The organism is Microbispora corallina, from assembly GCF_016863035.1.
GTDB classification, from domain to species: Bacteria; Actinomycetota; Actinomycetes; order Streptosporangiales; family Streptosporangiaceae; genus Microbispora; species Microbispora corallina.
The window spans coordinates 99,744-124,107 of record NZ_BOOC01000014.1; the positions used below are offsets into that span (position 1 = coordinate 99,744).

Here is a 24,364-nt window from a genome sequence, read left to right on the forward strand (position 1 = left end):
ACGTCGCCCGCCGTGCGGCCGCCACCGGGTGCCGGCGGCGGCCGCACGGAGACGTCAGGAGGCGGCGTCCGCCAGGTGGGCGAGCAGGGCCTCGCGGAACTCGGCCGGCTTCTCCACGTGGGGGCTGTGGCCGCAGCCGGAGACGACCACCTCCCGGTAGGCGCCGTACCGCTCCAGCGCCGCCCGGGTCTGGGTGACCATGGGCTGGGCGGGGGTGCCGTCCCAGCCGGGGACGGCGCCGATGGCGCCCAGGTGGGCGAGGTCGAACAGCGACGTGTCCGACACGATCACGTCGTCGGCGCCCCTGATCCACAGGATCGGCGGGCGGGAGGCGATCTCGTGCAGGTCGTCGATGCGGAAGTTGGTCGGCGCGAGCGTGTTCAGCACGCCCCGCTTGCCCGGCGCCAGCCCCGGCCAGGCGTCGGACGGCGCCGAGTCGCCGGGGTAGTGGTCGTCCCCGATCCGCGTGGTCAGCATCGACTCGACGAACGCGTCCTCCTCGTCGCCGAAGCCGGCGCCCGGGACGACGTACGCGGTCCGTAGCACGGTGCGCGGCGAGACGGGGGAGTCGGCCGACCGGTCGCCGGCCCGCAGCGCCGCGACGAAGTCGGGGCTGGCCGCGCCGCCGCCGGACCCCGTGCCGTCGGCGTGGGTGAGCGTGCCGTCCGCGCCCTGCGTGCCGCCGAAGCCGTACGGCGAGACGGGGTTGACCAGCGTGAGGCTCCTCACCCGCTCGGGACGGTCGCGCAGGGCCTGCATGACCACGCCGCCGCCGAGGCTCCAGCCGACCAGGTGGGCCGGCCCGATCACGTCGAGCAGGCCGAGGACGTCGTCGGAGTAGTCGCGCACCCCGCGGCTCGCGTCGACGGGCGCGGGGTCGGAGTCGCCGAACCCGCGCAGGTCGACCGCGTACGGCCGGTACCGGTCGGCGACGGCGAGCATGGTCGAGCGCCAGAACGCGCTGGACGAGACGTTGCCGTGGACGAACAGCACCGGGTCGCCCGACGAGCCGGGGACCGACAGGACGTTGAGGGTCAGGCGGGGCGTTCCGACACGTTCCGCGGAGATGGACGGGGTCATGGTGCGGCTCCAAGCGAGCAGGTGTTGTCGAGGTCGCCCGAGGCCGGGCGGGGCACGGTCGTGCTGGAGGGCGGGGGCGTCCCCGTCCCGATCCACGCCTCCAGGGCCGTGAAGGCGCTCCGGAAGCAGGGCAGCAGCGGCCGCAGCTTGTCAGGGTACGACGGGTAGAGCCCGTCGACGTGGTTGCCGCCCTCGATCCGGTAGTAGCGGAACAGCGGGCTCCGGTGCCGGTCGGCGATCATCTTGGCGTAGACGTCGGAGTCCTGGCCGATGGGCAGCAGGGTGTCGAGCGTGCCGTGGACGGTGATCAGCGGGCGCTTGATCTTCCCGGTGAGCGACACCCGCGCCACCGCCTGCCGTACGGCCTTCGGCCGGGAGGCGTAGTCGTAGTCGGTGTCGCAGGCGGGGGTGCCGGAGGCGCAGAACGGCGTGCCGGCCTGGGCGTCCCCGTCGAAGGACGGGTCGAACTCCTCGCGGTAGATCCGCTGGGTGAGGTCCCAGTAGTACTGGTAGTGGAACGGCCACAGGAACGACGTCTCAGGGGCGAAGCCGGCGGCCGCCATGCCCGCGGCGTCGCCCTTGGGGTAGGCCCGCAGCGCGGGCGGCAGGAACGTCAGCAGGTTGGGGCCGGTGGCCGTCCACAGCACGCCCTCCCAGTCGACGCCGCCGTCGAACAGGTCGGGCCGGTTCTCCAGCTGCCACCGGACCAGGTAGCCGCCGTTGGACTGGCCGGCCGCGACGGTCCGCTTGGGCGCCCGTCCGTAGCGCTGCCGCACCACGGACTTCGCGGCCGCGGCGAGCTCGCTGACCCGCCGGTTCCACTCGGCCACGGCGTCGCCCGGGCGGGTCCCGTCCGTGTAGAACGTCGTGCCGCTGTTGCCCTTGTCGGTCGCGGCGTACGCGTAGCCCTTGGCCAGCGCCCAGTCGGAGATCGTGAAGTCGTTGGCGTAGGTCTCCCGGTTGCCGGGGGACCCGGCCACCACCAGGCCGCCGTTCCACTTCTCGGGCAGGCGGATCACGAACTGCGAGTCGTGGTTCCAGCCGTGGTTGGTGTCGCCGGTCGAGGTGTCGGGGAAGTAGCCGTCGATCTGCACGCCCGGCACGCCGCTCGGGTTCACCGCGCCGGGGGCGTTGAGCCCCGACCAGTCGGCCTGGTCGGTGTGGCCGGAGACCAGTGTGCCCTTGGTGGTGAGGTCGTCGAGGCAGGCGACCACCTGCCGCTCCGCGCCGGGGACCGTGATCGAGGGGCAGGACGCCGCCGCGGCCGCGGTGGTCGTCACGGCCGGGAGGCCGGCGGCCGCGATCAGGACGGCCGCGGCCAGGCCGCGCAGGCGCGGGGAGGCGCCCCCGGGACGCGGCGCCATCAGGCCTCCTTCGGGGTGCGGGCGGCGGCCACCTGGACCTCGCCGGACGTGGGCGCGATGGCGGTCAGGTCGCGATCGCGGGTCTCCCTCGCCACGAACACCGCGATCAGCGTGAGCACGGCGGCCGCGGCCACGTACACGGAGATCGGCAGGCCCGAGTCGTACGAGCCGAGCAGGGCGACCGCGATGATCGGGGCGAGCGCGCCGGCGACGATCGAGGCGAGCTGGTAGCCGATCGACACGCCGGAGTAGCGCATCCGGGTGGCGAACAGCTCGGAGAAGAACGCCGCCTGCGGGCCGTACATGGCGCCGTGGAACAGCAGGCCGACGGTGACGGCCAGCACCACGAGCCCGAACGACTTGGTGTCGATCAGCGGGAAGAACGCGAACGCCCACAGGCCGGTGCCGGCGGCGCCGATGAGGTACACCGGACGGCGGCCGAGCCGGTCGGACAGCGCGCCCCACAGCGGGATCGTGACGAAGTGGACGGCCGAGGCGATGAGCACCGCGTTGAGCACGGTGCCCTTGGGCAGGCCCGCCGCCTCGGTGCCGTACACCAGGACGAACGCGGTGATGACGTAGTAGGAGATGTTCTCCGCGAGGCGGGCGCCGATCGCGATGAGCACGTCCTGCCAGTGGTGGCGCAGCACGCCGAGGATGGGGGCCTTCGGCGCGGCCTCCTGCTTGGTCAGGGCCTCCTGGAACACCGGCGACTCGGTCACGGTGAGCCGGATCCACAGGCCGATCAGCACGAGCACGCCGGACAGCAGGAACGCGACCCGCCAGCCCCAGGAGAGGAAGGCGTCGTCCGACTGGACGGCGGCCAGCAGCGCCAGCACGCCGGTGGCGATCAGGTTGCCGCCGGGGGCGCCGGCCTGCGGCCACGACGCCCAGAAGCCGCGGTTGCGGGGGTCGCCGTGCTCCGAGACCAGCAGCACGGCGCCGCCCCACTCGCCGCCGAGCGCGAAGCCCTGCACCAGCCGCAGCAGGGTCAGCAGCAGGGGCGCGCTCACGCCGAGCGAGGCGTACGTCGGGAGGCAGCCGATGAGGAAGGTCGCGCCGCCCATCATCAGCAGGCTGACCACGAGCAGCCGCTTGCGGCCGAGCCGGTCGCCGTAGTGGCCGAAGACCAGCCCCCCGAGCGGCCGGGCCACGAAGCCGATGGCGTAGGTGAGGAAGGCGAGGAGCGTGCCGGTGAGCGCGTCCTCGGTGGGGAAGAAGAGCTTGTTGAAGACGAGGGCGGCGGCGGAGCCGTACAGGAAGAAGTCGTACCACTCGATGGTGGTGCCGACGAGGCTGGCCCCGACGACCTTGCCGATACGGGCGGGTGGGGTGTTTGCCATGGGAACTCCTCGCATGGGGGGTTCCGCCACGGTACGCAGTGACGCGGATCACTCCTATGGGGTGTCCACACACACCTCAGGCCTGTGGCATGTGGGTCCGCAGGCGGTGCAGCCGCAGGGCGAGCTGGATCTCCAGGGCCCGTTCGGGCTCCTGCCAGTCGCCGCCGAGGAGCTGCCCCACCCGGTCGAGCCGCTGGGTGACCGTGTTCACGTGGATGTGGAGCGCCTCGGCCGTCCGGGACAGCGACCCGCCGCATCCGAAGTAGGCGGCCAGCGTCTTGACCAGGGCCGTCCCGCGGCGGGCGTCGTAGTCGAGCACCGGGCCGAGCGCCGCGTCGAGGAATCCGGAGACCTCGCGCCGCTCGCCGATCAGCAGGCCGACGAAGCCCAGCTCCTCGGCGCTCGCCCCGTCGCCCGTACGGCCGAGGGCGGCCAGCGCGTCGGCGCAGCGGTGGGCCTCCCGGTAGGCGGCGGCCACCGACGGGCCTGGCCCGCCCGAGACGGCGGCCCCGGCGGTCGCGGGACGGCCCAGCGAGGCGCTCAGCTCGGCGGCGACCCGGCGGGCCGCCATCCCCGGCTTGTCACCGGGCAGCAGCAGCACGACCTCGTCGCCCCGCGCCGCGGCCAGGCCGTGGGCCAGCGTGGCCTGCGACGACGCCCAGAACGCGGCCCGCTCCCGCTGCCCCTCGTGCCGGGCGACGACGAGCACATGGGGGGCGTGCAGGTCGATGCCGAGCCGGCGGGCCCGGTCGTGCAGGCCGTCGAGCTCCGGCCGGGAGATGAGGTCGTCGAGCAGCTCGCCGCGCACCCGGCCCTCGGCCTCGGCCACGCTCCTGCGGAACAGCAGCAGCAGCGCGGTGACAAGGGCGGCCCGCTCCAGGATGCGCTGGTCGGTGTCGGAGACGGTGTGGTCGGTCCGCAGGACCAGCGTGCACAGGGGCGCGGCCCCCACGTCGACCGAGGCGACGTACGCGTCCCCCCGCTTGACCGTGCGGCCGAGGGCCCGGGACGACTGGGCGGCGTCGAACACCCCGGCGTCCAGGTCGCCGCTCTGGCCCACCAGCGGGGCGCCCTCGTCGTCGAGGACCGTCAGGCTGCCGCCGAGCACCTCGGTCACGACCGCGGCCACGTCCTCCACGCCGCCGCCGCGCAGCACGAGCCCGGTCATCCGGTCGTGGGCGTCCGCGGCCCGCTCGATCGCCTCGCTGTGCGCGCTGATGACCGTGTTCGCCTCGCTGAGCTCGGCCAGCGCGGCCCGGGTCTCCTGGAGCAGGCGGGCCGTGTCGATGGCCACCGCGGCGTGCGCGGCGAGCGAGCACAGCAGCGCGACCTCCTCCTGCGCGAACGGCCGGGCGCTGCGGTTGGCCGCGAACAGCACGCCGATCACCTGGGTGCCCAGGCGCAGCGGCACGCCGAGGATCGCGACGAGGCCCTCCTCGGCGACGGCCTCGTCGATCGTGGTGGTGTGGCGGAAGCGGGGGTCGGCGAAGTAGTCGGCCGTGTTGTACGGCGTGCCCGTCTGGGCCACCAGGCCGCCGAGGCCGGCTCCCATGGCCAGCCGCAGCCGCCGGAAGTGCGCCGATATCGAACCGTCGGTCACCCGCATGAACGTGTCCCCGCGCTCGGGGTCGTTCAGCGTCATGTACGCGATGTCGGTGGCGAGCAGCTGCCGGGCCCGCCGGACGATGGCCTCAAGGACCGCGTCGAGGTCGCGCAGCCCGGCCAGGTCGCTCGCGGTGTCGAACAGCGCCGACAGCTCGGCCTCGCGCCGGGCCCGGCGGCGCAGCATGCCCCTCACCCGGAGCGCGGCGACCTTCGCCTGCTCCAGCTCCTCCAGCGTCGCGGCGTCCGCCCCGGCGGCCCTGGCCTGCAGGATCGGGCCCTCGAACTCCACGGCCGAGGCCTCCCGCGCCAGGAGTTCGAGGTACACGTTCATGTCAGCGGGCGCTCCAGCCTCCGTCGATCGGGATCGACACCCCGGTGATGAACGAGCCCTGCGGGCCGCACAGGTACGCCACCACCTCGGCGACCTCGGCGGGCTCGATGAGCCGCTTGATGGCCGCGCGGGCCAGCATGATCTGCTCCACGACCTCGTCGGGGCCGATGTCGTGGGCCTGGGCCTGGTCGGCGATCTGGTTCTCGACCAGGGGCGTGCGCACGTACGCCGGGTTGACGCAGGTGGAGGTCACGCCGTGGGGCGCCCCCTCCAGCGCGATGACCTTGGACAGGCCCTCCAGCGCGTGCTTGGCCGTCACGTACGCCGCCTTGTACGGCGAGGCCCGCAGGCCGTGCACCGACGAGATGTTGACGATCCGGCCCCACCCCCGCTCGTACATGCCCGGCAGGACGGCCCTGGCCAGCAGGAACGGCGCCTCGACCATCACCCGCAGGATCTTCGCGAAGATCTCCGGGGGGAACTCCTCGATCGGCGCGACGTGCTGGAAGCCGGCGTTGTTCACCACGATGTCGGCGGTCAGCCGGGTGTCGGGCGACGGCGGGAGCTGCCCCCGCCAGGCCACCAGGAACTCCGGATCGGACAGGTCGACGGCCACGGGGGTACCGCCGATCTCCGCGGCCACCGCGGCGGCGGCCTCGGCGTTGATGTCGGCGACCACGACGTGCGCGCCGTCGGCGGCCAGGCGGCGGGCGCACGCCCGTCCGATGCCGCTGCCCGCGCCCGTCACCACGGCCGTCCGCCCTTCAAGGCTCATGACGCCTCACCATAGGAACCGCGACCCGTCCGGCACATGGCGGCGGCCGACATAGATCTCCGCACGGCTATGTGGGGCGGGTCATGGACAGGACGTCGAGGATCTCGTCGAGTTGCTCCTCGGTCAGCGTGCCGTCGGCCACGTGGCCCCTCTCGATGACGACCTGCCGGATCGTCTTGCGCTCCCGGAGCGCCTGCTTCGCGATCGTGGCGGCCTCCTCGTAGCCGACGTACCGGTTGAGCGGCGTCACGATCGACGGGGACGACTCCGCGTACTCCCGCAGCCGTTCGACGTTGGCGGTGATCCCGCGGACGCACCGGTCGGCCAGCAGCCGCGAGACGCCGGCCAGCAGCCGGATCGACTCCAGCAGGTTGCGGGCGATCACCGGCAGCATGACGTTGAGCTCGAACGTCCCCGACGCCCCGGCCATCGTGATCGTCGCGTCGTTGCCGACCACCTGGGCGGCCACCATCGTCACGGCCTCCGGGATCACCGGGTTGACCTTGCCCGGCATGATCGACGATCCCGGCTGCAGGTCCGGCAGGTTGATCTCGCCCAGCCCGGTCCGCGGGCCCGACCCCATCCAGCGGAGATCGTTGGCGATCTTGTTGAGCGACACCGCGACGACCTTCAGCACGCCCGACAGCTCGACCAGCGCGTCCCGCGCGCCCTGCGCCTCGAAGTGGTCGCGGGCCTCGGTGAACGGCAGGCCGGTCAGGCGGCTCAGCTCGGCGATGACGTCGCCCGCCCAGGCGAGGTCGGGGACGTTGACCCCGGTGCCCACGGCCGTGCCGCCCAGCGGCAGCTCGGCCACCCGGGGGAGCGCCGCCTGCAGCCGCTCGATCCCCAGCTCGATCTGCGTGGAGTAGCCGCCGAACTCCTGGCCCAGCGTGACCGGGGTGGCGTCCATGAGGTGGGTCCTGCCCGACTTGACCACGTCGGCGAACTCGGTCGCCTTCTCCTCGAGCGCGGTGGCCAGGTGCTCCAGCGCGGGGGTCAGGTCGTGCGCCACGGCGTGCGTCGCGGCCACGTGGATCGAGGACGGGAACACGTCGTTGGAGGACTGGGCCGCGTTGACGTGGTCGTTCGGGTGCACCGGCCGTCCCAGCCGCTCCTGCGCGAGCGTCGCGACGACCTCGTTCATGTTCATGTTGGAGGAGGTGCCGGAGCCGGTCTGGAACACGTCGACGGGGAACTCGCCGTTCCACCGTCCCTCGGCCACCTCGGCCGCCGCGTCCTGCACGGCGTCGGCCAGGTCCTTGTCGATGACGCCCCGATCGGCGTTGACCTTCGCGCAGGCCGCCTTGATCCGGGCGAGCGCGGCGATGTGCGCGGGTTCGAGGCCGCGGCCCGACACGGGGAAGTTCTCCACCGCCCGCTGGGTCTGCGCACGCCACTTGGCGCGGGCCGGCACCCGCACCTCGCCCATGGAGTCGTGCTCGATGCGGAAATCGTCCATGGACCCAGTCCTATCAAGAACTCCCGGCGAGATCGCGCCTGCCCGGCGTGAACGACGCCAGCACGGCGTCCCGCTGGCCCGCCCTCGCCGTCCAGTCGGCGTCCGGGACCACCCAGTAGATCGCGTACGGCGCGCCGCCCGGCGCCGCCACCCAGCGCGAGACGGCGTGCATCGGGGTGCCGCCCGAGACGTAGGTGAACTCCCAGTCCACGGCCTCCGCCCCCGCGTACGGCGAGGGCTGCACCCGGCCGAGCGCGACGAGCGTGTACGACGCGTACGTGGCGCGGTCCGCCGCGCTCCGGACCGCCGCCAGGAGGTCCTTGGCGGGGCGGGTGCCCACCGTCACCCGGACGTAGCGGGGGTCGCCGGACGCCCGGAACACGATGTCCTGACCGCGGAGCGAGGCCTTGAGCGGGCTCGGCACGTCGATCGTGAAGCCCTTGGCGTCCTGGTGGCGGCGCAGGCCCGCGGCCGGGGTGGCGCCGGCGCCGGCGGCCGCCCTCGCCGACGGGATGCCGGGCAGGCTGACGCTGACGACGGGCTCGGTCCGGTTCGCGGCGGAGGTCCCGGCCGCGCCGAAGGCCGCCATCGCGAGGACGACGAGCACGAGGAAGCCAGCGAGCGCGATCCCCATCAGCACCAGCACCCGCACGCGGCCGGCCGTGTCGGGCGGCGCCGGGGTCTGCATGGCGAACAGGTCGGTGCCGAGACCGCCCGGGCTGCCCGCCTCCTGACGGGGGGACGGCCGGAGGGAGCCGCCGGCCGGCATCGGGGCCGCGACCACCTCGCCACCGGGGCCGGGGAGCGGTTCGGGGCCGGCAAGCGCGGCGGCCCGGACGTCGGCCTCGGCCCGCAGGCCCGGGATCAGGTCCACGGAGGAGTCGGCCGACCCGTCCTCGAAGCCGGGGACGGCCTCGGCCGCCGTGCTCGTGAGCGGCGCACGTACGGGACGGTCCCATGGCTCCGCGTCGAGGTCGGCGTCGTGGGGGTGGTCGTGGACGGCGTCGCCGGGCTCGTCGGGGTCCTCCGGAGCGTTCCGCCCGTCGCGTTGGGCGGCGGCCCCTGCTCCGGCGTCGTGATCGCCGCCGGTCGGACCGTCCCCGGCCTCGTCCTCGATCTCCGGGGCGCCGCGGTCGGCGGCCTCGTGCTCGGCCTCGCCTGCGGCCCCGGTCTGGAGGGCGGTCCGGCCGGGGGCCGCGGCGGCGGGGTCGGCTGCTGTCGCGGGGGCCGGTCGGGCGTCCGTGTCCGGCGGGGCCGCGGCGAAGGCGCCGGCACCGCGCACGGCGGCGTCGGGACGGGAGGACGACGGGACGTCCCCGAACGCGCCGAGGGAGCGCCTGCGCGGCCCGGCCTCCGGCTTCGCCCCGGGTTCTGCGGCCGGAGACGACCCCGCGTCGTCACCGGCATCCCCCTGCTCGCCGGCCTGCCCGGGCTCCCGTTCGGCCGTCGGCGCGGGCCGGTCGGCGAGCGGGAGGGCGGCGGGCAGGTCGGTCACCCGCCGGGTCTCGCCCGCCGCGTCGTTGGTCGTGTCGCCGGTCATGTCGCCGTTCGCGGGCCTCGACGGCAGCCGGCCCGGCACGGTCGTCGTCCCCTCGGACTCGGCGTCGGCTTCCGGCACCCCGGGGGCGGTCTCCGGGGCGGCGCCGTTCCGCCCGGCGCCGGTCGCCCCGGACGCGGGAGGGGACGGGGTCCTGCCGCCGGGGGCGGGACGGCCGGGAGCGGCTTTCCCGCCGGGAACGCCGGGACGGGCAGACGGAGGCGGGATCCGCAGGCCGCCCTTCGGGCGGATGATGACCATGGTGCGGTCGGCGTCCTCCTCTCGCCAGGCGTCGCCGTCCTCGTCGAGGTCGGCCACCGGCAGCGCGGAGCCCCCGCCGTCGTCCCCGCGGTCGTCGCCGTCCTCCCGTGCCGTACGGGCCGGGGCCGCGGCCGCGTCCACGGCCGGGACGGCAGTGGGGACCGCGCCCGCAGGGGTGTCGGCGACGATCCGCAGCATGGCGGCCGCCTTCTCCGGCGTGAGCCGGGTCCGGTGGTCCTTGTCCAGCAGCCGTTCGAGCACGGGCCGCAGCGGACCGGCCTGGGTGGGCGGGTCGGCCGTCTCGGTCATGAGCGCCGCGAGGGTCTCCCCGACCGTGGCGCGCTCGTACGCGGGACGCCCCTCGACCGCGAAGTACAGCGTCGCGCCGAGCGACCACAGGTCGGACTCGGGGCCCGTGTGCTCCCCGCGCGCCCGCTCCGGAGCGGTGTAGCCGGGCGACCCGATCACCATGCCGGTCTGCGTGAGCGCGCTGTCGCCCAGGGCCTTGGCGATGCCGAAGTCGGTCAGCACCACCCGGCCGGTCTCGGTCACCAGCACGTTGCTGGGCTTCACGTCGCGGTGCAGGATGCCCTGGGCGTGCGCGGCGCGCAGCGCGCCGAGCAGCTCGCAGCCGATCTCGGCGACGAGCCGGGGCGGGAGGGGGCCCTCCTCGTCGATCACCTGCTCCAGCGAACGGCCCTCGACCAGCTCCATGATGATCCACGGGCTGCCGTCGGACTCGACGACGTCGTGGATCGTGGCGACCGAGGGATGGCTGACCCGGGCGGCCATGCGCCCCTCGCGGACCATGCGTTCGCGCAGCTCGCGCCGCTGGGCGGGGTTCAGCGACGGATCATGCCGGATCTCCTTCACGGCCACCTCGCGCCCGAGGGAGCGGTCGAAGGCCCGCCATACGGTGCCCATCGTGCCCCGGCCGATGCGGGTGCGCAGCTCGTAGCGGTCCGCGAGCAGCCGCGGTTGCTGTTCCGGCATGAGAAGAAGATAGCGATTCTGGGTTGAGAGTCGCTTTCCTGTTACTTGAGAAAAAACTTCGGCCAGTAGCGCCGGGGGAGCACCAGCATGACGACCTTGGCCAGCCGCCGCATGACGGGCGTGCGGGCGACCTGGTGGAAGGCGGGCTCGGAGGGCTTGCGGTGCAGTCCCTCGGCTGGCCGCCGCCGCTGCGAGGGCACGCTCATCTCACGCGGCGCCCGGATGTCGTGCCCGACCTGCCGGTGCGGGCCCGAGTGGGTGACCGGCCCGCCGTACGCGTTCTGCCCGTACGGGTGCCCCGCCTGGCCGTACAGGTGCTGCATGCCGTACGGCGCCTGGCTGTGCGGGCCCGAGTCCCGGGGATGCGGGGTGACCTTGGGCGTGGGCCGCGACTCGGCGCGGTGCTGGCCCCGGTGCGACGGCTTGCGGCTGGGCAGCGGGACGACGGGCGGCGGCGAGGGCCGGGCGGGCCGGTGCGGCACGGGCGGCACGTCCTCCGCGGTCCCCCCGGCGGCGATCCGGGCCAGGAAGAGCGCCGCGCGCACCCCGTCGAGCCGGGCGGCGGGGTCGATCTGCAGCAGCCCGCGCAGGACCGGCGCGAGCGGGCCCGCCTTGTCCATCGGGATCGGCGCCCCGCTGGTCAGCGCCGCCAGCGCGGCGGCGGCCGTGCGGCGGCCGTGCAGGCCGCGTCCCTCGACGGCGGTGTAGAGGGTCGCGCCGAGCGACCAGAGGTCGGCGGCCGGGCTCGCCTTGTCGCCCAGCACCCGCTCGGGCGCGATGTAGCCGGCCGAGCCGAGCACGATGCCGGCCTGGGTGATCGAGACGTCGCCCTCCAGGGCGGCCAGCCCGAAGTCGGTCAGGACGGCCCTGTCCTCGGTCACCAGCACGTTGCTGGGCTTCACGTCGCGGTGGAGGATGCCCTTGGCGTGGACGGCACGCAGCGCGCCGAGCACCTGACGGCCGATCTCGGCCACCCGGCGGGGTTCGAGCGGCCCCTCCTGCTTGATGAGCTCCTCGAGGGACCGGGCCTTGAGGAGCTCCATCACGATCCAGGGCCGCTCGTCCTCGGTGATGACGTCGAACACCGTGATGACCGACGGATGGGCGACCATGGCGGTCGCCCGGCCCTCGCGCTCGGTCCTGGCGCACAGCTCCGCCCGCAGCTCCTCGTCGAGGACCAGGGGGAGGCGCACCTCCTTGACAGCCACGTAGCGGTCGAGAAGCTCGTCGCGGGCGCGCCAAACGGTGCCCATCCCGCCGCGGCCGACCGGCTCCACAAGCCGGTAGCGCGCGGCTAGCAGGTATCCGGACGGCGCACGCATGGGTGGCAGCTTACCGATTTGTGTCGAGCGACCTGTAGAGACCATGCCGGGAAATTGTTGAGATCTTCTGTCAAATCTCCTGACAACCCGGACGCAGGTTCAGCGGCGGCCAATGGTAAGGACGGGGCCGGTGGTGTCCTGGAAGAAGTCGTTCCCCTTGTCGTCGACGACGATGAACGCCGGGAAGTCCACCACCTCGATCTTCCAGACGGCCTCCATGCCGAGCTCGGGGTACTCCAGCACCTCGACCTTCTTGATGCAGTCCTGGGCGAGGCGGGCGGCCGGGCCGCCGATGGAGCCGAGGTAGAAGCCGCCGTGCGTCTGGCACGCCTCGGTCACCTGCTTGGACCGGTTGCCCTTGGCCAGCATGACCATCGAGCCCCCGGCGGCCTGGAAGCGTTCGACGTAGGAGTCCATGCGGCCGGCCGTGGTCGGCCCGAACGAGCCGGAGGCGTACCCCTCGGGCGTCTTGGCGGGCCCGGCGTAGTAGACCGCGTGGTCCTTGAGGTACTGCGGCATCTCGCCGCCGTCGTCGAGCAGCTCGGCGATCTTCGCGTGGGCGATGTCGCGGGCCACGACGAGCGGCCCGGTGAGCGAGAGCCGGGTCTTGACCGGGTACTTCGTGAGCTCGGCGAGGATCTCCCGCATCGGCCGGTTGAGGTCCACGCTCACCACGTCGCCGGACAGGTGCTCGTCGGTGGTGTCGGGCAGGAACCGCGCCGGGTCGGTCTCCAGCCGCTCCAGGAAGACGCCCTCGGGGGTGATCTTCGCCAGGGCCTGCCGGTCGGCGCTGCAGCTGACGGCGATGGCCACCGGGCACGAGGCGCCGTGCCGGGGCAGCCGGATCACCCGCACGTCGTGGCAGAAGTACTTGCCGCCGAACTGCGCGCCGATCCCGAGCCTCTGGGTCAGCTCGAAGACCTTCTTCTCCATCTCCAGGTCACGGAAGCCGTGGCCGCTCGTGGAGCCCTCGGTGGGAATCGAGTCGAGGTAGCGGGCCGAGGCGTACTTGGCCGTCTTCAGCGCGAACTCGGCGCTGGTGCCGCCCACCACGACCGCCAGATGGTACGGCGGGCAGGCGGCCGTGCCGAGCGAGCGGATCTTCTCCTCCAGGAAGGCGAGCATCCGCTTCTCGTTCAGGACGGCCTTGGTCTCCTGGTAGAGGAACGACTTGTTGGCCGAGCCGCCGCCCTTGGCCATGAACAGGAACTTGTACTCGTCCGGGTGGCCGTTGGGGTCCTCGGCGTACAGCTCGATCTGCGCCGGCAGGTTGGAGCCGGTGTTCTTCTCGTCCCACATGGTCAGCGGGGCCATCTGCGAGTAGCGCAGGTTGAGCCGCGTGTAGGCGTCGTACACGCCCCGGCTGACGTGCTCGGCGTCGCGCCCGTCGGTCAGCACGTGCCGCCCGCGCTTGCCCATGACGATGGCCGTGCCGGTGTCCTGGCACATCGGCAGCACGCCGCCGGCCGAGATGCTCGCGTTCTTCAGCAGGTCGAGGGCGACGAATCGGTCGTTGCCGCTCGACTCCGGGTCTTCGACGATCTTGCGGAGCTGGGCGAGGTGGGAGGAGCGCAGGTAGTGGGAGATGTCGCGGATCGCCGTCTCGGTCAGCAGCCGCAGGGCCTCCGGGTCGACCTCCAGGAACCGCCGCCCGGCCGCCTCGACCACGCGCACCCCCTCGGAGGTGATCAGGCGGTACTCGGTCTCGTCCGCCCCCAGCGGCAGCAGGTCGGTGTAGTCGAACTCCGGCATCGTCCTCGGTCCTTCGTGCGTCTGCCTCATGGTCAGCTGGCCCGCTCCGCGGTCCTCCCAAAGCGTACGGCTCTCCGGGTGCGATACCGGTCCCTCCCCCTTTCACCCATTTAGACGGGATTTATAACCGCATATGCCCACAAAGAGGGAGGATTAGGGCGAGCGGCATATGGAGGAGGACTCATGGATGGCGGAGTCCTGGTGATGATCTTCTTCGGTGTGGCCATCTTCGTCGCCCTGGCGATCTCGCTGGTCATGATCGTGCTGCGTCAGGTGCGCGACGACGAGATCCGGTGGTGGTCCCGCTAGCGGCGCGCGCCGGGGGCGCGGACAGGCCGAGCAGGATCCCGGCGATGACGATCACCGCCCCGGCGACGTCGGCGGCGGACGGGACGCCGCGTCCCAGGACGGCGGCCGTGGCCATCGCGCCCACGGGGATCATCCCGGCGAACAGCCCCGCCCGGTCGGGGCCGAGCCGCGGCAGCGACCGGTACCAGAGGAAGAACGCCACCACGGTCACCACAACGGTCACGTAGCCCAGGCTGAGCGCCTCGGCGGCGGTCGGCGCGCGCAGCATCCCCGTCCCGTCCGTCACGGCACCCATGGCGAGCAGGAACGGCACCGCCACCGCCGCGGCCCTTGCCGACAGCCGGATCGGCCCGAGCGCCGGAAGCAGCGGCAGCGCGAGCAGCGAGAAGCACACCTCGCAGGCCAGCGCGCCGAGCGACCAGGCGAGCCCGGCCAGGTTGCCGCTGCCGAGCCCGGTGGCGAGCGTGGCCCCGGCCACGACCACCAGCGCGGCGGCCACGAGGCGCGCGGAGGGCGCCCTTCTTGTGCCGCCCGAGGTCAGCGGACCGAGGACGGCGAGGGCGAGCGGCACGGTCCCGAGCACGATCCCCACCAGGGACGGCCCCGAGGCGCGCGTCCCTTCGATCACGCACACGTTGAAGATCACGAGCCCGGTCAGCGACAGCGCGGCGAGCAGCGTCCATCCGCGCGCGCCGAGCCGTACGGGGGGCCGGCCGCGGTCCGCGGCGCGGGCCACGACGGACAGGATCACGGCGGCGGCCGCGTACCGGACGGCCTGGCCGCCGTAGAGGGGGTAGTCCGTGATCACGCCGGAGACCGCCGCCAGCGTCCCGACCAGGAACATGGCCGTCGCGGCCCCCGCGACATGGCTCGGCCGTCCGGCCACGGGTGGTGAGGTGAGGGTGTCTGTCGTCATGCGATGAGATCGTAGGAAGCCATTGGTTCCCGGAACCGGTCCAATCCGGTGCACGTATCGTGGTCCAATGGCGGACCTCCACCTCGTGATCGACCGGACCGGCGGCGGGCTCGCCGCGCAGATCGCCCGTGAGCTCAGGGAGGCGATCCGCTCCGGGCGGCTCGCCCCGGGCAGCAGGCTGCCCGCCAGCCGCGACCTGGCCCGTGATCTCGGGGTCTCGCGGGGCGTCGTGGTCGAGGCGTACGAGCAGCTCGTGGCCGAGGGCTTCCTGGAGGCCAGGACCGGCGCCGGCACCCGCGTGGCCGCCGTCGCGCCCCGCGCCCCGGCCGAGCCCCCGTCTCCGCCGGAGGCCGAGGTGGACGCCGAGCCGGACGCCGAGCCGGACGGCGAGCGGCAGGAGCCCTGCGGGCCGTACTACGGGCACCGGCCCACCTCGCCAGACCTGGGCGCCTTCCCCCGGCAGGCGTGGCTCGCGGCGGTCCGCCACGTGCTGACGGCGCTGCCGAACGACGCGCTCGACTACGGCGACCCCGGCGGCGTGCCCGACCTGCGCGCGGAGCTGGCCGCCTACCTCGGCAGGGTACGGGCGGCCGCGGCCCGGCCCGAGGACATCGTGGTCGTCACGGGCGTCGCGCAGGGGCTCAGCCTGGCCGTCCACACGCTGTCGGCGGCCCGGGGGCGGCGGCTCGTCCTGGCGGTGGAGGACCCGACCAGCGTGCGCCAGCTTCCGCTGCTCCAGAGGGCCGGTGCCGAGGTGGTGCCCGTGCCGGTCGACCGCGAGGGCATCGTGGTCGCGGCGCTCGCGCGGACCCGGGCGGAGGCGGTGCTCGTGACCCCGGCCCACCAGTACCCGACGGGCGTCGTGCTGTCGCCGCGCCGCCGGGCCGAGCTGATCGCCTGGGCGGCGGACACCGGCGCGTTCGTGCTGGAGGACGACTACGACGCCGAGTTCCGCTTCGACCGCGACCCGGTCGGCTGCCTCCAGGGCCTCGCCCCCGGCCGCGTGCTGCTGTCCGGCAGCGTGAGCAAGGCGCTCGCCCCCGGCCTGAGGCTCGGCTGGGTCGTCGCGCCGCGTGCCCTGGCGGCCGACGTGCGGCGGGCCCGTGGAGAGTTCGACCTCGGGTCCCCGGTGATCGACCAGTACGCCCTGGCCCACCTGATCAGGACCGGAGGGCACGACCGGCACCTGCGCCGGATGCGCCGGGAGTACCGCGACCGCAGGGACGCGCTCGTCCTCGCGCTGGCCGAGCACCTGCCCTGGATCGAGGCGCACGGCATCTCGGCCGGGCTCCACCTCTACGCCGAGTACGTCCCGGGGCCCGACGTGAACGCCCTGGTCATGGCCGCGCAGGCGGCCGGGCTGGCCGCGGAGCCGGTGGCACCTGTGCTCGGGACCGCACCCCCGCCCGACGGTGCCGATCGCGCCCGTCCCCGAGCCGGACGGGCGGCACTCGTCATCGGCTTCGCCCGTCTTCCCGCCCGCCGGATCGCCCAGGCCGTCCGGGAGCTGGCGTCCATGATAGATCGTCAGAATGTCAGGACAAAGTATTGACTCTTTGCTCGCCCCGCACCTACAACTTAAGGAGCCGTGCCGTAGTCGTGGAGTCCAGGAGGGCGTCGTGCGTGTCGGTGTGCTGGGTCTCGGCCGGATAGGCGCCTTCCACGCGGCGACGCTGGCGGGGCTCGCCCGCGAGGGCCTGGTGGACGGCCTGGTCGTCGGCGACGCGGACGGCGGGCGCGCCGAGGAGGTCGCCGGGCGCCTCGGCGTCGCGGTGGGCGACCCCTTCGAGGCCGACGCCTTGGTGATCGCGACTCCGACCTCCACGCACGCCGCGCTGCTGGTCGAGGCCTGCCGGCGGAGGCTGCCGGTCTTCTGCGAGAAGCCGGCCGCGCCGACCCCCCGGGAGACCCTGGAGGTGCGCGAGGCGGCCGAGCGGGCCGGGAGCGTGGTCCACATCGGGTTCCAGCGGCGGTTCGACGCGGGCTACGCGGCCGCCCGCTCGGCGCTGCGCGCCGGTGAGATCGGCCGCCTCGACCGCGTCCACCTGATCACCGCGGACCCCCGGCCGCCGGCCCCCGGGTACATCCCGCTGTCCGGCGGGATCTTCCGCGACTGCCACATCCACGACTTCGACATCCTCCGCTGGGTGACCGGCCGGGAGGCCGACAGCGTGTACGCCACGGGTGCCAACCGGGGTGAGGCGTTCTTCGCCGAGGCCGGCGACGTCGACAACAGCGCCGCCCTGCTGACCATGGACGACGGCACGCTGGTGACCCTGCAGGGCTCCCGCTACAACGGCAACGGCTACGACGTGCGGATGGAGCTGGCCGGCAGCCGCGCGACCTGGGCCGTGGGCCTCGACGCCCGCGTCCCGCTGCATTCGGCCGACGGGCCCGGCGCCGGCGGTGAGCCGTGGCCGGACTTCCAGGCCCGTTTCGAGCCGGCGTACGTCCGGGAGATGGCCGCCTTCCTGGAGGCGGCGCGGGGCGAGCGAGAGAGCCCCTGCACCGTGGACGACGCGCTGGCCGCCCTCTACATCGCCGAGGCCGCCGACCTCTCCCGCAGGGAGGGCCGGGCGGTCCGCCTCACGGAGGTGACGAAGTGAAGATCGCCGGAGCGCCCATCTCGTGGGGCGTGTGCGAGGTCCCCGGCTGGGGACACCAGCTCGGCCGCGACCGCGTCCTCGCGGAGATGCGCGACCTCGGGCTGACCGCCACCGAGCTGGGCCCGGACGGTTTCCTACCGCCCGATCCCGAGGAGCGGCGCGCGCTGCTCGGCGGGTACGGAATGCGGGCCGTGGGCGGGTTCGTCCCCGTCGTCCTGCACGACCCCGCACGGGACCCGCTCGCCGGGCTGCGGCCGCGGCTGGAGTCCTTCCGCGAGGGCGGGATCGAGGTGATGGTCCTGGCCGCGGCCACCGGTCTCGACGGCTACGACGAGCGGCCGGTCCTCGGCCCGGCCGGCTGGGAGGCCCTGCTCGGCGCCCTCGACCGCGTGCTCAAGGAGGCGGCCGACGCCGGCGGCCCGCTCATCACCCTGCACCCCCACGTGGGCACCATGGTCGAGACCCGCGAGGAGGTGCGGCGGGTGCTCGACGGCTGCGCCGTGCCGCTGTGCCTCGACACCGGACACCTGCTGATCGGCGGCACCGACCCGCTGGACGTCGTGCGGGAGGCCCCGGAGCGGGTGGCGCACGTCCACCTCAAGGACGTGGACGCCGGGCTGGCCGGGCAGGTCGGGGACGGCAGGCTGACCTACACCGAGGCCGTGGCGAAGGGGATCTACCGGCCGCTCGGGACCGGGGACGTGGACGTGGCGGCCGTCGTCCGCGGCCTCGGCATGGCCGGGTACGACGGGTGGTATGTCATGGAGCAGGACGTCGTCCTCGACCGCGACCCCGAGCCGGGGGAGGGGCCGATCCGCGACGTGAGAGCCGGCATGGACTTCCTCGAGGGCCTCACATGACCGAGGTGCTGACGATCGGCCGGATCGGGGTGGACGTCTACCCCCTGCAGGTGGGGGTGTCGCTCCGGGAGGTCGAGACGTTCGGCAAGTATCTCGGCGGCAGCCCGGCCAACGTGGCCGTGGCCGCGGCCAGGCACGGGCGTTCGGCGGCGGTGATCACGCGGACCGGCGCCGATCCGTTCGGGGAGTTCCTGCACGACGCGCTGGCCTCCTACCGCGTGGACGACCGCTACGTGACGGCCGTCGAGGGCCTGCCGACCCCCGTGACGTTCTGCGAGATACGGCCGCCCGAGGACTTCCCGATCTTCTTCTACCGCTACCCCAAGGCTCCCGACCTGGAGATCCGTCCGGAGGAGCTGGACCTGCCCGCGGTCGCAGGGGCGGGCCTGTTCTGGGCGACGGTCACCGGGCTGTCCCAGGAGCCGTCTAGGTCGGCCCACTTCGCGGCGTGGCGGGCCCGCGGCCGCCGCCCGCTCACCGTCCTCGACCTCGACTACCGGCCCATGCTGTGGCCCGACCCCGCCGACGCCCCCGCCCTCGTACGGCGGGCCCTGGAGCACGTGACCGTCGCCGTGGGGAACCTCGACGAGGTGGAGGTCGCCACCGGGACGCGGGAGCCGTACGACGCGGGGAAGGCCCTGCTGGACGCCGGGCTCGACCTGGCGGTCGTGAAGCAGGGCTCGAACGGCGTGCTGGGCATGACGAGGGACGAGACCGTGACCGTGCCCCCCCAGCAGGTCGAGGTCGTGAACGGCCTGGGCGCGGGCGACGCGTTCGGCGGCGCGCTGTGCCACGCGCTGCTGGCCGGCTGGCCGCTGGAGCGGACGCTGCGCTTCGCCAACGCCGCGGGCGCGATCGTGGCCGGGCGGCTCGCCTGCGCCCCGGCGATGCCCACCACCGAGGAGGTCGAGGCGATGCTGGCGGGGGACGCGCATGCGTGACGAGGACTACCGGCGGCTGCTGAACGACCGCGCCCGCCATCCCGAGCGCATCGCGGAGGCGGCGGCCGAGCGGCGGCGCAGGCCGCTGCTCGAGGACCGCGACCAGCTCATGATCATCGCGGCCGACCACCCGGCGCGCGGCGCGCTCGGCGTGTCCGGGCGGCCGATGGCCATGGCGAGCCGGGTCGACATGCTCGACCGGCTCCTGGTCGCCCTGTCGCGGCCCGGCGTCGACGGGGTGCTCGCCACGCCCGACGTGATGGAGGACCTGCTGCTGCTCGGGGCGCTGCACGACAAGGTCGTGATCGGCTCGATGAACCGGGGCGGCGTCCAGGGGGCGGTGTTCGAGTTCGACGACCGGTTCACGGCGTACGACACCGAGGCGATCGTCGCGATGCGGCTCGACGGCGGAAAGATGCTGTGCCGGATCGGGCTGGAGGACGACCGGACGGCCGGGACGCTGGAAAGCTGCGCCCGCGCCGTCACCGAGCTGGCCAGGCACGGGCTGACCGCCATGGTCGAGCCGTTCTGGTCCCGCAGGTCCGGCGGGGCGGTGACCCACGACCTGTCGGCCGACGCCATGATCCACGCCATCCACGTGGGCCAGGCCCTCGGGGCCTCCTCGGCCCGCACCTGGCTGAAGATCCCCGTCATCGACGACATGGAGCGGGTGATGGAGGCGACCACGCTGCCGACGCTGCTGCTCGGGGGCGACCCGAGCGGGGCGCCCGAGGAGGTCTACGCCTCGTGGGGCAAGGCGCTGCGCCTTCCCGGGGTGCGCGGGCTGGTCGTGGGCCGGGCCCTGCTGTACCCGCCGGGCGACGACGTGGCGGCCGCCGTCGACACGGTCGCCGGGCTGCTGGAAGGGGCGGGGCGATGAGCCACATCCCGTTCGGGACGGCCGCGGCCGGCCCCTGGGCCGTCCAGGTCACCCCCGAGTCGGCCGCCTGGACGTACTGCGGCCTGCGGATCGCGGACCTCGATGACGAGCCGGTCGAGTTCGCCACCGGCACGGAGGAGATGCTGGTCCTGCCGCTGTCCGGCTCGTGCGAGGTGGTGGCCGACGGGCTGCGGATGACGCTCCACGGGCGGGAGTCGGTGTTCCACGGGCCGTCCGATTTCGCCTACCTGCCCATCCGGACGTCCGTGCGGCTGTCCGGGCGGGGGCGGGTCGCACTGCCGGCCGCCCGGGCGACGCGGCGCCTGCCGGTCCGGTACGGCCCGGCCGCCGACGTGCCGGTGGAGATCCGGGGGGCGGGGCAGTCGACCCGGCAGGTGAACAACTTCTGCTCGCCGGAGGCGTTCGACTGCGACAGGCTGGTCGCCGTCGAGGTCCTCACGCCCGGCGGCAACTGGTCGTCGTACCCTCCGCACAAGCACGACACGCTCCGCGAGGGCGAGGCCGTGCTTGAGGAGATCTACTACTTCGAGGGCGGCCCCGGCTACCAGCGGGTGTACGGCGGGCACGACGTGCTGGCCGAGGTGGCGGCCGGAGACGTGGTGCTGGTGCCGCGCGGCTACCACGGCCCGTCGATGGCCGCCCCCGGCTACGACCTCTACTACCTCAACGTGCTGGCCGGTCCGGCCGAGAAGCGGACCATGGCCTTCTGCGACGACCCCCGGCACGCGTGGATCCGGTCGTCGTGGAGTGGCCAGCCGATCGACCCCAGGGTCCCGTTCGGGCGAGGTGAGAACTGATGCGGCTCACGGTGGCACAGGCGCTGGTGCGCTTCCTGTCCCGGCAGCGGACCGAGCGCGACGGCGTGGAGCGCCGGCTCGTCCAGGGCTGCCTGGGCATCTTCGGGCACGGGAACGTCGCCGGGATCGGGCAGGCCCTGGCGTCCGAGGGGGCGGGCACCGGGTCCGCCCTGCCGTACTACCTCGCCCGCAACGAGCAGGCGATGGTCCACACGGCGGTCGGGTACGCCCGCCAGGCCAACCGGCTGTCCGCGTTCGCCTGCACGAGCTCGATCGGGCCCGGCGCGACCAACATGGTCACCGGGGCGGCGCTCGCCACGATCAACCGGCTGCCGGTGCTGCTGCTGCCCGGCGACATCTTCGCCACCAGGGTCGCCTCGCCGGTCCTGCAGGAGCTGGAGGACCCCCGGTCGTACGACGCCAGCGTCAACGACTGCCTGAAGCCGGTCAGCCGCTTCTGGGACCGGATCAACCGGCCCGAGCAGCTCCCGTCGGCGCTGCTGGCCGCGATGCGCGTGCTCACCGACCCGGCCGACACCGGCGCGGTGACGCTGGCTCTGCCGCAGGACGTCCAGACCGAGGCGTACGACTGGCCGGAAGAGCTGTTCGCCGAGCGGGTCTGGCACATCGGCCGCCCGGTGCCCGAGCCGGCCGCGCTCGCCCGGGCCGTCCGGGCGATCGAGCGGTCGCGGCGGCCGCTGATCGTCGCGGGCGGCGGGGTCAGGTACAGCGAGGCCTGGGAGGAGTTGCGCGGCTTCGCCGAGCGGTACGGCGTCCCGGTGGGGGAGACCCAGGCCGGCAAGGGCGCCCTGCCGCACGACCATCCCCTGGCCGTGGGGGCCGTCGGGCACACGGGGACGGCGGCCGCCAACGCGCTCGCGCGGGAGGCCGACCTGGTGATCGGGATCGGCACGCGGTACAGCGACTTCACCACCGCCTCCCGGACCCTCTTCGGGGCGGCCGACGCGTTCGTCAACGTCAACGTGGCGGCCTTCGACGCGTACAAGCACGCGGCCGTCCCGGTCGTGGCCGACGCGCGGGCGGCGATCGAGGCGCTGGAGGAGGCCCTGCGGGAGCGGTGGCGGGCTGACGACGACTGGACAGAGCGGGCCGCCCGGCTGGCCGGCGACTGGCGGGGCGTGGTGACCGGGGCGTACGCCGGGGAGGCCCTCACCCAGCCGGTCGTGCTGGGGATCGTCAACGAGGCCGCCCTCGCGGCCGCCGGCGGCTCGGTCGTGGTCAACGCCGCCGGGTCGATGCCGGGCGACCTGCACAAGCTGTGGCGGGCGCCCGACCCCGAGGCCTACCACGTGGAGTACGGCTACTCCTGCATGGGCTACGAGATCGCAGGCGGTCTCGGCGTGAAGCTCGCGGCGCCGGAGCGCGAGGTGTTCGTGCTGGTCGGCGACGGGTCGTACCTCATGATGGCCCAGGAGATCGCGACCGCCGTCCAGGAGGGCGTGAAGCTCACGATCGTCCTGGTGGACAACCAGGGGTTCGCCTCGATCGGCAACCTGTCGGAGGCGGTCGGGGCGCGGCGGCTCGGCACGGCCTACCGGCTGCGCGGCGGCTCCGGCGACCTCGACGGGGACAGGCTGCCGGTGGACCTCGCGGCGAACGCGGCCAGCCTCGGCGCCGACGTGCTCCGGGCGACCGGCCCCGGCTCGCTGCGCGCCGCCCTCGCCAAGGCCGTCGAGGCCACCCGGACGACGGTCGTGTACGTGGAGACCGTGCCCGGCGGGGCGCCCGACTCAGGCGCCTGGTGGGACGTGCCGGTGGCCGAGGAGGGCGTGCCGGAGATCCGCGAGCGCTACGAGGAGGCCAAGCGGGCCCAGCGGCCGTACCTCTGACCGCCCCGGCCTCGTCGCGGGCGGCTCAGGGCGCCGCGGGGGCGGGGGAGGCCGAGGCGGAAGCCGTACGGGGCTCGAAGCCCCGGGCGAGCAGGATGATCACGGCGGAGAGTACGAGCGGCGCCGCGAACGCCACCCGGTACGTGGACGTTCCGGCGATCACGCCGACCAGGGCGGCGCCGAGAACGAACCCGACATAGTTGAACATGTTGACCCGAGCGATGGCGACGCCGGTGCCCGCGGGGTCGAGCCGCCCCGCCGCGGAGAACGACTGCGGGGCGACCACGGACAGGCCCACCCCCGTCAGGGCGAAGCCGGCGATGGCCAGGGGCACGCCGGGGGCGGCGACGATCGCGACGAAGCCCAGCGTGGCGACGGCGCCCCCGGCGCGGACGATCGCGGCCGGGCCGTACCGGCGGACCGCGAAGTCGCCGCCCACCCGGATGAGGAACGTGGTGGCCTGGTAGGCCCCCAGCGCCAGCGGCACGACCGCCGGAGAGCCGTGCATGATCTTGTCCATGAAGACGGACCCGTAGTTGGAGATCGACGAGTCCCCCACGTACAGGAACGCCATGGCGAGGCACAGCGGGATGATCGGCCGCCACGGGAACCGCGGAGCCGCGGCGGCGGAGGCCGTCGCGGCGCCGTCCTCCTCGCCGACGTGCTCCTCGACCGGCCGGTAGAGACCGGCGGAGGCGGCCAGCGAGATGACGACGGCCGGAACCAGCGCGATCACGAACGTCGTGGGCAGGGCGAGCCCCAGCCCGGCGGCCGTGGACGCCCACAGGGCGCCGATCACGGCGGCGGCGCTCCACAGCGCGTGGAACCCGGTCAACACCGGCCGTCCGTACCGGCGCTCGACCGCGACCCCCTGCATGTTCATGCCCGCGTCGACCCCGCCCAGGGCGAGGCCGAACAGCACGTTGGACGCCACCAGGGACGGCACGTTCGGGGCGAGACCGGCCAGGACGACGGCCGCGCAGGCGAGCGGCTGCACCAGCCGCAGCACCCGGCGGCTGCCGAACCGCGAGGCGAGCGTCCCCGCGAGCACGCTCCCCACACCCGCGATCACGGGCACGACCAGCAGCAGGACGGTGAGCTCGTCGTCGGACAGGCCGTGCTTCTTCTGCAGCGCCGCGACCTGGGACAGCAGCGTGGCGAACGTGAGGCCCTGCACGAAGAACACGGCGAAGGTGGCGAGCCGCGCCTGCCGGTCGCGAGGAATGGGCACCGCGGCCTCCAAAACATGAGGAGGGTTCAATTTCGCGTCAGACTAGGAGGCGGCACCCCCGAGGTCAATGGGTGCGCGCACGGCGGGCGACGGGATGCGGGACCCCGCGGCGGGTGACTACGTATGTGCGC

Annotated in this window: 19 protein-coding genes; 8 read left to right on the top strand and 11 right to left on the bottom strand. The window is 74.0% G+C overall.

Annotated features, from left to right (window positions below):
• Positions 1-54 precede the first annotated feature (54 nt).
• The 9 genes from Mco01_RS17280 to Mco01_RS17320 form a co-directional block, all read right to left on the bottom strand.
• On the bottom strand, positions 55-1,080 hold the full coding sequence (locus Mco01_RS17280; RefSeq protein WP_204057905.1) for an alpha/beta fold hydrolase: 1,026 nt from the start codon (positions 1,078-1,080) through the stop codon (positions 55-57).
• A complete protein-coding gene (locus Mco01_RS17285; RefSeq protein ID WP_204057906.1) occupies positions 1,077-2,444 on the bottom strand; it encodes a 3-hydroxybutyrate oligomer hydrolase family protein in 1,368 nt (455 codons plus the stop codon). The genes Mco01_RS17280 and Mco01_RS17285 overlap by 4 nt, the downstream gene beginning before the upstream one ends.
• A complete protein-coding gene (locus Mco01_RS17290; protein ID WP_204057907.1) occupies positions 2,444-3,787 on the bottom strand; it encodes an MFS transporter in 1,344 nt (447 codons plus the stop codon). Before Mco01_RS17290 ends, Mco01_RS17285 begins: the two co-directional genes overlap by 1 nt.
• A gap of 76 nt (positions 3,788-3,863) precedes the next feature.
• Positions 3,864-5,723 carry a helix-turn-helix domain-containing protein gene (locus tag Mco01_RS17295; RefSeq protein ID WP_204057908.1) on the bottom strand — a complete coding sequence of 620 codons (1,860 nt, stop codon included), beginning with the start codon at positions 5,721-5,723 and terminating at the stop codon, positions 3,864-3,866.
• 1 nt (position 5,724) lies between these two features.
• A complete protein-coding gene (locus Mco01_RS17300) occupies positions 5,725-6,498 on the bottom strand; it encodes a 3-hydroxybutyrate dehydrogenase (protein WP_204057909.1) in 774 nt (257 codons plus the stop codon).
• 67 nt (positions 6,499-6,565) lie between these two features.
• Positions 6,566-7,957: a class II fumarate hydratase gene (locus tag Mco01_RS17305; protein WP_204057910.1), complete on the bottom strand. Its 1,392-nt coding sequence runs from the start codon at positions 7,955-7,957 to the stop codon at positions 6,566-6,568.
• A 13-nt stretch (positions 7,958-7,970) separates the two neighbouring features.
• Positions 7,971-10,748, bottom strand: a complete 2,778-nt coding sequence (locus Mco01_RS39135; RefSeq protein WP_239103685.1) for a serine/threonine-protein kinase — start codon at positions 10,746-10,748, stop codon at positions 7,971-7,973.
• 41 nt (positions 10,749-10,789) lie between these two features.
• On the bottom strand, positions 10,790-12,070 hold the full coding sequence (locus Mco01_RS17315) for a serine/threonine-protein kinase (RefSeq protein WP_239103686.1): 1,281 nt from the start codon (positions 12,068-12,070) through the stop codon (positions 10,790-10,792).
• 99 nt (positions 12,071-12,169) lie between these two features.
• Positions 12,170-13,822 carry a fumarate hydratase gene (locus tag Mco01_RS17320; protein ID WP_204057911.1) on the bottom strand — a complete coding sequence of 551 codons (1,653 nt, stop codon included), beginning with the start codon at positions 13,820-13,822 and terminating at the stop codon, positions 12,170-12,172.
• Positions 13,823-14,005: 183 nt separating this feature from the next.
• Here Mco01_RS17320 and Mco01_RS39800 point away from each other — a divergent pair, with 183 nt between their 5' ends.
• Positions 14,006-14,131: a hypothetical protein gene (locus tag Mco01_RS39800; protein WP_275410516.1), complete on the top strand. Its 126-nt coding sequence runs from the start codon at positions 14,006-14,008 to the stop codon at positions 14,129-14,131.
• Here the strand turns inward: Mco01_RS39800 and Mco01_RS17325 are convergent.
• Positions 14,076-15,047, bottom strand: coding sequence for a DMT family transporter (locus Mco01_RS17325; protein ID WP_204057912.1), 972 nt, complete (start codon positions 15,045-15,047; stop codon positions 14,076-14,078). The genes Mco01_RS39800 and Mco01_RS17325 overlap by 56 nt on opposite strands.
• 67 nt (positions 15,048-15,114) lie before the next feature.
• Between Mco01_RS17325 and pdxR the strand changes: the two genes are divergently transcribed.
• From pdxR to iolD, 7 genes are all read left to right on the top strand, one after another.
• Positions 15,115-16,599, top strand: a complete 1,485-nt coding sequence (pdxR, locus tag Mco01_RS17330; RefSeq protein ID WP_204057913.1) for a MocR-like pyridoxine biosynthesis transcription factor PdxR — start codon at positions 15,115-15,117, stop codon at positions 16,597-16,599.
• A 67-nt stretch (positions 16,600-16,666) separates the two neighbouring features.
• Positions 16,667-17,653, top strand: a complete 987-nt coding sequence (locus tag Mco01_RS17335) for a Gfo/Idh/MocA family protein (RefSeq protein ID WP_204057914.1) — start codon at positions 16,667-16,669, stop codon at positions 17,651-17,653.
• Positions 17,650-18,513, top strand: a complete 864-nt coding sequence (locus tag Mco01_RS17340; RefSeq protein ID WP_204057915.1) for a TIM barrel protein — start codon at positions 17,650-17,652, stop codon at positions 18,511-18,513. Before Mco01_RS17335 ends, Mco01_RS17340 begins: the two co-directional genes overlap by 4 nt.
• Complete coding sequence (gene iolC, locus Mco01_RS17345) at positions 18,510-19,454, top strand: 5-dehydro-2-deoxygluconokinase (protein WP_036332344.1); 945 nt, start codon at positions 18,510-18,512, stop codon at positions 19,452-19,454. Before Mco01_RS17340 ends, iolC begins: the two co-directional genes overlap by 4 nt.
• Positions 19,447-20,334, top strand: a complete 888-nt coding sequence (locus tag Mco01_RS17350; protein ID WP_204057916.1) for a class I fructose-bisphosphate aldolase — start codon at positions 19,447-19,449, stop codon at positions 20,332-20,334. Before iolC ends, Mco01_RS17350 begins: the two co-directional genes overlap by 8 nt.
• Positions 20,331-21,152, top strand: a complete 822-nt coding sequence (iolB, locus tag Mco01_RS17355; RefSeq protein WP_204057917.1) for a 5-deoxy-glucuronate isomerase — start codon at positions 20,331-20,333, stop codon at positions 21,150-21,152. The genes Mco01_RS17350 and iolB overlap by 4 nt, the downstream gene beginning before the upstream one ends.
• The gene (gene iolD / locus Mco01_RS17360) at positions 21,152-23,002 is read left to right on the top strand and encodes a 3D-(3,5/4)-trihydroxycyclohexane-1,2-dione acylhydrolase (decyclizing) (RefSeq protein ID WP_204057918.1); all 1,851 of its coding nucleotides are present in this window, start codon (positions 21,152-21,154) and stop codon (positions 23,000-23,002) included. The genes iolB and iolD overlap by 1 nt, the downstream gene beginning before the upstream one ends.
• Positions 23,003-23,027: 25 nt before the next feature.
• Here the strand turns inward: iolD and Mco01_RS17365 are convergent, their stop codons facing one another.
• Positions 23,028-24,233, bottom strand: coding sequence for an MFS transporter (locus tag Mco01_RS17365; protein ID WP_204057919.1), 1,206 nt, complete (start codon positions 24,231-24,233; stop codon positions 23,028-23,030).
• Between the last annotated feature and the right edge of the window lie 131 nt (positions 24,234-24,364).

Excerpts from the sequence above, each read along its gene's own strand:
- Mco01_RS17325 (WP_204057912.1), bottom strand. The coding sequence starts at position 15,047 with ATGACGACAGACACCCTCACCTCACCACCCGTGGCCGGACGGCCGAGC.
- Mco01_RS17300 (WP_204057909.1), bottom strand. The coding sequence starts at position 6,498 with ATGAGCCTTGAAGGGCGGACGGCCGTGGTGACGGGCGCGGGCAGCGGC.
- Mco01_RS17285 (WP_204057906.1), bottom strand. The coding sequence starts at position 2,444 with ATGGCGCCGCGTCCCGGGGGCGCCTCCCCGCGCCTGCGCGGCCTGGCC.
- Mco01_RS17290 (WP_204057907.1), bottom strand. The coding sequence starts at position 3,787 with ATGGCAAACACCCCACCCGCCCGTATCGGCAAGGTCGTCGGGGCCAGC.
- Mco01_RS17350 (WP_204057916.1), top strand. The coding sequence starts at position 19,447 with ATGCGTGACGAGGACTACCGGCGGCTGCTGAACGACCGCGCCCGCCAT.
- Mco01_RS17280 (WP_204057905.1), bottom strand. The coding sequence starts at position 1,080 with ATGACCCCGTCCATCTCCGCGGAACGTGTCGGAACGCCCCGCCTGACC.
- iolC (WP_036332344.1), top strand. The coding sequence starts at position 18,510 with ATGACCGAGGTGCTGACGATCGGCCGGATCGGGGTGGACGTCTACCCC.
- Mco01_RS17315 (WP_239103686.1), bottom strand. The coding sequence starts at position 12,070 with ATGCGTGCGCCGTCCGGATACCTGCTAGCCGCGCGCTACCGGCTTGTG.
- Mco01_RS39135 (WP_239103685.1), bottom strand. The coding sequence starts at position 10,748 with ATGCCGGAACAGCAACCGCGGCTGCTCGCGGACCGCTACGAGCTGCGC.
- pdxR (WP_204057913.1), top strand. The coding sequence starts at position 15,115 with ATGGCGGACCTCCACCTCGTGATCGACCGGACCGGCGGCGGGCTCGCC.
- Mco01_RS17305 (WP_204057910.1), bottom strand. The coding sequence starts at position 7,957 with ATGGACGATTTCCGCATCGAGCACGACTCCATGGGCGAGGTGCGGGTG.
- iolD (WP_204057918.1), top strand. The coding sequence starts at position 21,152 with ATGCGGCTCACGGTGGCACAGGCGCTGGTGCGCTTCCTGTCCCGGCAG.
- Mco01_RS17295 (WP_204057908.1), bottom strand. The coding sequence starts at position 5,723 with ATGAACGTGTACCTCGAACTCCTGGCGCGGGAGGCCTCGGCCGTGGAG.
- Mco01_RS17320 (WP_204057911.1), bottom strand. The coding sequence starts at position 13,822 with ATGCCGGAGTTCGACTACACCGACCTGCTGCCGCTGGGGGCGGACGAG.
- iolB (WP_204057917.1), top strand. The coding sequence starts at position 20,331 with ATGAGCCACATCCCGTTCGGGACGGCCGCGGCCGGCCCCTGGGCCGTC.
- Mco01_RS39800 (WP_275410516.1), top strand. The coding sequence starts at position 14,006 with ATGGATGGCGGAGTCCTGGTGATGATCTTCTTCGGTGTGGCCATCTTC.